The following is a 6449-nucleotide window of genomic DNA, read 5'->3' as shown; positions in this document are numbered from 1 at the left end:
ACTCCAAAAAGGACAAAAGGAAACGAAAAACAATGTAATTTTAAGAAAAAGCTAGATTAAGAGTGATATTGTCCAAAATTCGGGGGTTAATCCGCATGGCGTAAAGAATATTTCAATCCACGCACTCACAAGGAGTGCGACGGATGAGCGAGGCTTATTGTTCTTTGAGATTGCAAATTTCAATCCACGCACTCACAAGGAGTGCGACAGTGACTCCTACACTCTGTAACTGCGATTTATATTATTTCAATCCACGCACTCACAAGGAGTGCGACGGAGGTGTAGGTGATATGTGATGCCTAACTGGGATATTTCAATCCACGCACTCACAAGGAGTGCGACTCTTTGCGTACCAGTAGCCTTTCTTATGCCTTCTATTTCAATCCACGCACTCACAAGGAGTGCGACAACTGTAAGAGCTGTTGAGCCATTATATTTACGATTTCAATCCACGCACTCACAAGGAGTGCGACGTGGAAGGGAATACCCTTCATTCAATGTCATTACTGATTTCAATCCACGCACTCACAAGGAGTGCGACCCACTAACTCAAGGTAGTTAGAAAGCATTTCTGCTATTTCAATCCACGCACTCACAAGGAGTGCGACGGTTTATTCAGTTTCTTACACGATGGACATTTACTAATTTCAATCCACGCACTCACAAGGAGTGCGACGGACTTTGGCTATGGTAATGGATACGTCTATGTATTTCAATCCACGCACTCACAAGGAGTGCGACTATTCTGTATGGTGAAAGACGAGTAATTGATGGCATTTCAATCCACGCACTCACAAGGAGTGCGACCTTAACTCGGTACTCACAATGTTCTCACTCCTTGATATTTCAATCCACGCACTCACAAGGAGTGCGACAGCGATTTTTTATAAAAAAAATACAACATATTGATTTTCTTATAAAAAAGAACGCCATTTCCTTTATATAAATAAAGGACAATTAATAATAATTATAAATTAGCATGTTAAATAAACCATATTTGGTGCGAACACTTCTATCATTCCATGTTCACTTCATATTCGCACCTAAATAATTAGGGGTGACTCTATATCTAGTGATTCTTTAACTCCTAGATGCACCACCTTTGATTTGTAATTATTCCCTAAACGATAGAACCGTAGACTATCTTGATTTTCATCAATAATACTCATTAGCTCAAACTTCAGTGTTTCAAATTGAGTGGAATCTAGGACACATTCAAAAACTGAATTTTGAACCCTCTGCCCGTAATTCTGACAAGCCTTTGAAACTTTTCTTAATCTTTTTTGACCACCTTTACTAACCGTACTGACATCATACGTAATTAATACTAACAATTTCTCACCTACTTCCATAAAAATGGTGGGTATTCATCTAGATCATCACGTAAGTATCGGGCTAGCAATAATGATTGAGCATGTGGTACCAATCCCCAAGAGATTTTTTCTCCTAAATAGGGATGAGTAATTTGTTCTTGCTTTCGTGCTTGCCATGCTGATAAAAATGTCTTTCTACCCTCATCCGTCATAATTACGGCACCATTTTCCTTCTTTAGAAAATCATCTTTATTCATGACCCTTTTATTAATCAAGGACAGTACAAATCTATCAGCATAAACACCTCGTAACTCTTCCATCACATCCAAAGCAAGAGATGCTCTTCCTGGTCGTTCCCTGTGCAAAAAGCCGACATAAGCATCCAGTCCAACACCCTCTAGCGCAGCGGCCATATCCTTGGCTAACAGTGAATAAGCAAATGAAAGCATAGCATTCACATTATCCATTGGAGGTCTTCTTGACCTAGAATGAAAATAGAAATCTTCCTTTTGCTGCAAGATCATCTGATTAAATAACTTATTGTAACTGATCGCAGCCTGCCCTTCCCAGCCTCTTAGTTGTTCTAGATCCTCACAAATTCTAATCTCACGGATAATAGAAGATAAATGTTTGGATACAGCTTTGAACTGGGAAACGTCGACTCTAAGAGGATAGTCCCTAGTCATTCTTTCAATGATCCATTTGTTATTATAGATTTTTCCTATGATGAAGTTCCTTGCAATTTTCGCAGAAAGAACTTCATCATCAGAAATGCGATACTGTTTTTTTCTTAATACTACATTCCCCTTGCTCTCACCAATCACCCGTGCTAAAAATCGGCCACTTTTTGTGAAAAATGAAATCGAAATGTTCTTATCTGCACAGTATCCCATAAGAGCAGGACTCGCTCCCATATACCCAAATGTTGTAATGGCTTCCAAATTATGAAGAGGGACCCGCGCAAGTTTCTCCTCTTCCTTTTGAATGACAACATTATCTCCATTCAAGGATAAATAAACATCAGCTTGAGTAACATAGAGAGTATTCAATAACTTTTTCATTCATAAATCCTCCCTTCAATATAGCTTTTCACTGATTTTTTATTCATTAATATTGGCATACAAATATTTTGAAGGGAGCAATTTTTGCAAAAAGGACCAGTCTTTACTTTAGGTGTAAATCTTTTACCATAGTAATCTAACATTTCTTTCGTTACTTTTCTTACCTGATTTTTCTTCTCTTCAGTAATAGCAACCTCAACTCGATGTTTGATTTCATGATAAAATAGATAGCCAACTTTTACATCACAGAGCAGCATTTCTTCTAAACACATGGCTTGGGCTATTAATTGAAGAACATCTGAATCATGAGATTTAGGTTTTCCTCGCTTGTATTCAACAGGATACGCTTTAAATTTCCCCTCTAAACCATCTATCTCTACACCATTTTCGAAATCCTTAATAAACTCAACCACATCACAAATTCCTGTAATTTTGAGTTCATTTGATTTTACTGGCATTGCTCGAACAATGAGTTTATCTCCACGCTTTTCTCTTATAAAAGGCTTGTCCGTTTTTTGATGAAGATGTTGCCCCTGAACTGTTCGAACATTTTCTTCCCATTGTTGCTCGATGTGAATAAGAGCCCACTGGCGCTTGCAGAATTGGAAGTGTTGGATACCGGAAAGCATAAGATAATCAGCATCATCATTTGAATCTACTAGAGATTTCAGCTTAAAAACCTCCTAGCTGAATAGAATTAGTTTTTCAATACTCCTATAACTTTTCAATTATCTCCACACCACTAGGTAGATCCTCGTAATCCACTGAAATTTGAAAGTCTTGAATTGCTCTTGGGATCATTACGTCTTGTTTTAACTCTATTGACAATCTCTCAAATAATTTATGAGATGGAGCATTCCCAAAAACAGAATCATGTTTGAAGACTATTAATTTCTGAGCCATCATCTTTCCTTTAGAAGCGGAACGATCAAATTCAAACATATTTATTAGTGCTTCAAAAACCAATTCTAAGTCTTCTTCTGTAAATCCTGTACCTCCATTTTCTAAAGATGCTCTGTTCGCATCAATATATCCTTCTACTCTATACAATCCGTAAGGAATATAAGTTTTTCTCCCCATTGTTTGTCCTTTTTTTTCATCTTTTTCATTTGTAACAGCCAATCGAGTAATCGTCATCTCCTGTGGTATGACACTATGAACACTTTTCGCAAAGTTAATCTGTACTGGACCCCTAACTTGTCCACAATTATAATCACCAGTGGTCATTACAGCACCGAAGGTTCTTACATCAAAGAAATTTTGACACATAAAGTCTCTTGCAAGAATCTTGTTTTCCTTATCCTTCTTATCACCTTTTTCAAGACCCAGCGATTCATAAGCAAATTTTTGAGTATTATTTAAAACTGTTCCCTCTTGAACATAGATATTGTATCCAGTTTCCCCTTTTTTTCTTAAATCCACATAATTTCTAATTTTCCGTTTTAGACATACATCAGTAACAATCCCTATACCCGTTTCTGGATCAATCCGTGGTAGATTCCCTGCATCGGGGTCCCCATTAGGATTACCATTTTCTACGTCAAACAACAATACAAACTCATACTTATTATTAATTACTTTCCCCATTTTCACTATCTCCTTTTCTATAAAGTTCTTGTTTTTGCTGATAATAACCTAGCATAAATTCTCCTTGTTCCTCATAATTTAATTGAGCAGGAACATTAGAAATATTTCCAACAATCTCAGTAATTAACTTATCAAGTTTCACTTGTAACCCTTTTTTTTCCTTGGCTAATTTATCTTGGTGATGCTGATTTAGTCTAATCAAGGTCGAAAAGACTACTTTTGGTGTTGTACTTGCCCTTGAAAAATAGGTGTTTTTTATCGTACGTTCAATACCAGATTTACCTTCCGTATCACGATAAGCTGCTACCTGAATATTTTCCATAACTGCAAATAGCCTTCCAAATAAATATGCAAAATCTTCCCTTTTTTCATTCAGAGACACGGTTATCAATCCCTCCATTTTTTTATTACTCTCCATGCGAGCTTTTCTCAATAAATAACCTTTAATGCATGCTGCTTTGTAATAGTTAACTTCTTCACCAGCACGAATTCTTGATAAAATTTGCTGGTAGAGCATATTCGGATAGCTGCCTCCAGTTACTAAAGCTTTAAATAAGCTACCGCCAAGTAAAGGATGTGTTTTATCATTTACTGAGGTTTCATTAAGCATTCTCCATGGTGTCAAGGATGCTGTGTATGAATAATTTGTAAAGATGTCGACATCTTTAAAATGTTTTGCTATATTCTCTATAAGAGTCCCAAAATTGGTTCTATAAAAATAGCGAATTGATATTCTTGCATTATTGGGAGACAAACCTAGGATATAAAATTCTGTCTCTGGCTCTATACTATGTTCATCCCAAATCACCTTATTGCCTCGTTGTACCCCCCTTAAAAATGAACGAATTTTATTAGTTTCATGCTGATTTTCCGTCAATTCAATTTTTTCCGTAGTGTTTTGTCCCAAATCTCCGCCTGAAAACAAATTGTAAATAATCTCAGTTTGGTCTAATGAATTTGACTTTGACCAGAAAACCGTAGTTGCATCACCAATCTGAATACATTGGTTTCTTCTTTCAAGTAGATAATTCAATGCCGTTGTGTACTGAAACATCTCTTCCTCGGTTATTGGAGATATAAATCCTTTTTTATGGCCGTAAGATTCGAATGCAGAAGAATTAAAAGAGACTATTCTTGCTCCAGATGATTGTGCATTCCTTACTCCCTTAATGGTTGCATGACCTTCAGATATTACTCCTTCCTTACCTGATAATAGAGAGACCCCATAAGTACTACCTTCATTTCGGAAATAATGATTCTCCCAAGCTGTTATAAGAGCTGGTCTTTCATGCAGATAACCAGCATCTCCTTCAAGTCGAATAACGAACATTTCACCATTATTCATTTCATCTTCCATTTTTTCGATTATTGGATGTTGGCACCCATTGCTATTATGTTTCTCCAAAAAGTGAAGGAACGCTTGAGCACCAACATCGTCAATATTACTAAGGAGATTTTTATGAAACTCAGAAAAATAATGAAATCTTTTTAGTGTGAGTTCCTTTTTCTTTTTGTTACCTTTCTCTTTCTTCTTTTCAAGCCCAAGTAGATACTCTGAATTTTCCCATAAAAAATTGGAGGTTATACCGCTTGATTTCTGAACTCTCTCAGGTAACGTGAGTTTTGTTGGAAGCAATTTTGAGTTTTTCTTATTCGTACTTAGTTCCCTTAGATCACGAACGCTTTTTAAATTACCGTCTGTATCAATCACAAGACAGAAATGAACCTTTTCCTCACTATATCCTTGCTTAGGAATGTTGTTATTTTTTTGTTTGGAAAGTACTTGATAATAATCAACTAGGGAATTAAGAATCATAGAATTCACCTCCAAAGATTAGGAACTTCAATTTCCCCATTTACCATTTTGGGTCGATAAAAAATTGATTTGCAATTTCTGTCAAAGTCTATATCCCATAGCATCCAACCTAAATCAATTTCAGTAGACTGATAGTGAGAATCTATTTTTCTTTCCTCCTCCACTATTTCAAAGTTAGCTGAGAACTCCCTACACCCTAAATATGGACGACTAAAGCACTGCCCCTTCCTTAGTCGTCTAAGTACAATGTTATAATGTTTCTCAACAGTGTCAGTTTCTCCAGCCTTCTCTGTGAGTTCAAAATGGGCTTCAATGATATATTCAACATTTTTAAGTAACATAGTAGCTCTTTGTGCCCTATTGTCATTTGAATCAAGATAAATTGCTTTTCCTTCGTTCATCGCTTTCTCGATCATTGATGCAGAAACAGACATTTTATCCTTAACTTCATTTCTACGGATATTATCAAACTTTATTGGCTTTACAACTGTAATTTTATCTACAACCCAACGTATTGCAGGTTTCCAATGGATACTTTCTAATATCCCCCTAGCTGCTGAGGGAGTTATAACATCATAACTTACTCTTTCAACCTTCATTTCTGGACGGGTAAAACACGCAAAGTCACCCCATACTCTCATCCTTATTCCATAACCCATTCATCACACCCCA

6 protein-coding genes and 1 CRISPR repeat array are annotated in these 6449 nt (G+C 36.4%); all 6 genes read right to left on the bottom strand.

The features are described 5' to 3' along the window. Nucleotides 1–109: 109 nt before the first annotated feature. Nucleotides 110–875: a CRISPR direct-repeat array (repeat unit 32 nt; unit sequence ATTTCAATCCACGCACTCACAAGGAGTGCGAC). Nucleotides 876–1043: 168 nt separating this feature from the next. After that, nucleotides 1044–1334, bottom strand: coding sequence for a CRISPR-associated endonuclease Cas2 (gene cas2, locus J2S07_RS19180; RefSeq protein ID WP_307152013.1), 291 nt, complete (start codon nucleotides 1332–1334; stop codon nucleotides 1044–1046). Nucleotides 1335–1342: 8 nt separating this feature from the next. Continuing rightward, entirely contained in the window at nucleotides 1343–2374 is a 1032-nt protein-coding gene (cas1c, locus tag J2S07_RS19175; protein WP_307152012.1) for a type I-C CRISPR-associated endonuclease Cas1c, read from the bottom strand. After that, nucleotides 2371–3003 (bottom strand): CRISPR-associated protein Cas4, encoded by a 633-nt coding sequence (gene cas4 / locus J2S07_RS19170; RefSeq protein WP_307152011.1) that lies wholly within the window; start codon nucleotides 3001–3003, stop codon nucleotides 2371–2373. The genes cas1c and cas4 overlap by 4 nt, the downstream gene beginning before the upstream one ends. A gap of 85 nt (nucleotides 3004–3088) precedes the next feature. Then, nucleotides 3089–3961 carry a type I-C CRISPR-associated protein Cas7/Csd2 gene (cas7c, locus tag J2S07_RS19165; RefSeq protein WP_307152010.1) on the bottom strand — a complete coding sequence of 291 codons (873 nt, stop codon included), beginning with the start codon at nucleotides 3959–3961 and terminating at the stop codon, nucleotides 3089–3091. Next, nucleotides 3945–5777, bottom strand: coding sequence for a type I-C CRISPR-associated protein Cas8c/Csd1 (cas8c, locus tag J2S07_RS19160; protein WP_307152009.1), 1833 nt, complete (start codon nucleotides 5775–5777; stop codon nucleotides 3945–3947). Before cas8c ends, cas7c begins: the two co-directional genes overlap by 17 nt. Before the next feature lie 5 nt (nucleotides 5778–5782). Further along, complete coding sequence (gene cas5c / locus J2S07_RS19155; RefSeq protein ID WP_307152008.1) at nucleotides 5783–6436, bottom strand: type I-C CRISPR-associated protein Cas5c; 654 nt, start codon at nucleotides 6434–6436, stop codon at nucleotides 5783–5785. Nucleotides 6437–6449 lie beyond the last annotated feature (13 nt).

It is taken from the genome of Anoxybacillus andreesenii (assembly GCF_030813005.1).
GTDB lineage: Bacteria > Bacillota > Bacilli > Bacillales > Cytobacillaceae > Robertmurraya > Robertmurraya andreesenii.
This window is presented reverse-complemented; position numbering and strand designations above follow the sequence as displayed.